The sequence below is a fragment of the Micromonospora sp. MH33 genome (assembly GCF_003013775.1).
Classification (GTDB): domain Bacteria; phylum Actinomycetota; class Actinomycetes; order Mycobacteriales; family Micromonosporaceae; genus Micromonospora; species Micromonospora fulviviridis.
Genome location: NZ_MUYZ01000644.1, coordinates 1 through 1202, shown reverse-complemented (window position 1 = coordinate 1202; position 1202 = coordinate 1). Strand labels below are relative to the sequence as shown.

The following is a 1202-nucleotide window of genomic DNA, read 5'->3' as shown; positions in this document are numbered from 1 at the left end:
GCGGGAGCGCCCGTGCCGCCCGCCGACGGTCACTGGAACAGGTTGACGTTGCGCTTCTCGGTGTCGAGGTAGTCGGCCGCGGAGTCCTCCACGGCCAGCTTGATGTCGCGCAGCATGGCCTGGAGGTCCTGCGAGGCGGCCCGCCAGCAGGCCTGCCGCTGTTCGTACGCCTCACGCGCCTCGCCGGACCAGCTCGTCACCAGCGGGGCGGCGTCGCGTTCGAGCTGCCCGAGTTGACTGTCGAGGGTGGTCAGCGCCCTCTGGATGTCCGCGCCGGCCTGTTGCAGGGCGGCGAAGTTGACGACCAGCACACCGTGGTCCATCGATCGGTCCTTCCCGTGCGTCAGAGCGGCAGCTGGATGCCGCGGTTGGTGCCCGCCACCCGGCCGGCGGCCTCGGTGTCGGACACGTCGTACTGCTGGCCGGCGGTGCGGATCGCAGTGGCGGTCTCCCGCAGCGCCCGCTGCAGGGCCGCCTGATCCTGCGCCCACTGCTGCTTGACCTGCTCGAAGGAGCGCCCGCCGGCGCCCCGCCAGGCCTGCTGCAACACCTCCAGCTCGGCCATCAGGCCGCTGAGCATGGTCTGCAGCGACTGGTCGACCTGCTCGAACTTCGCGGCGGTCTGCTGCATCACCGCGGCTTCTGCCTGGGTCTGGGACACCCCGGACGTCACCTCGTCTCCTCGGTCGTGGCTGGTCGCCGGAGCGACCACCGTGGACTCGCCGGAGCGCGCCGCCGGAGAAGGGGGGAGGGGACGGCCGGCGCACTCGACGGAACTCGTCGCTGACGGTAGCCGTCCGACTCCGGTTCTGCTACCCCCTCGGGCTCCCCTGTGGACGCCCAAGCCCTACGATGAGCCACGGCGGCGTCACCCGGCGAACAGGCGGAGGAGGTGCGGTGACCGCGACCACGACCGACCGGCCGGCTCTCGCACCCGCCCCGCCGCCACAGTGGACTCAGCGGCCGGCTCCGGCCGTTCGCGCCGGGCAGGTGGTGGCCGCGCAGGTCGCGGTGGCGGTGCTGGTCGCGGCCGTGGGCCGGGGCGTCCCGGTGACCGCAGCGGCCCTGCTGCTGGCGGCGGTCCTGCTCCCCGCCACCTGGGTCCGGTTCCGGGGGCGCTGGCTCTTCGAGTGGCTCGCCGTCGGCGCGGCCTACCTGGCCCGGCGGCGCGGCCTGCCGGCCGCCTCCGGACCGGCGGCGCT

General features: G+C 74.1%; 2 protein-coding genes and 1 pseudogene. 1 reads left to right on the top strand and 2 read right to left on the bottom strand.

What is annotated here, in order from left to right; genetic code table 11:
• Positions 1-29 precede the first annotated feature (29 nt).
• Together B0E53_RS36630 and B0E53_RS36625 are read right to left on the bottom strand one after the other, a co-directional pair.
• Positions 30-323 carry a WXG100 family type VII secretion target gene (locus B0E53_RS36630; protein ID WP_107079932.1) on the bottom strand — a complete coding sequence of 98 codons (294 nt, stop codon included), beginning with the start codon at positions 321-323 and terminating at the stop codon, positions 30-32.
• A 20-nt stretch (positions 324-343) separates the two neighbouring features.
• Entirely contained in the window at positions 344-661 is a 318-nt protein-coding gene (locus tag B0E53_RS36625) for a WXG100 family type VII secretion target (RefSeq protein WP_107079933.1), read from the bottom strand.
• A gap of 236 nt (positions 662-897) precedes the next feature.
• On the opposite strand from B0E53_RS36625, the pseudogene B0E53_RS36620 reads away from it, so the two are divergent.
• Positions 898-1202 (top strand): annotated as a pseudogene (locus tag B0E53_RS36620) (type VII secretion protein EccE); the annotation flags it as partial.

What these genes read in the sequence shown, in the direction of transcription:
- B0E53_RS36630 (WP_107079932.1), bottom strand. Translation starts at nt 323, where the DNA reads ATGGACCACGGTGTGCTGGTCGTCAACTTCGCCGCCCTGCAACAGGCC.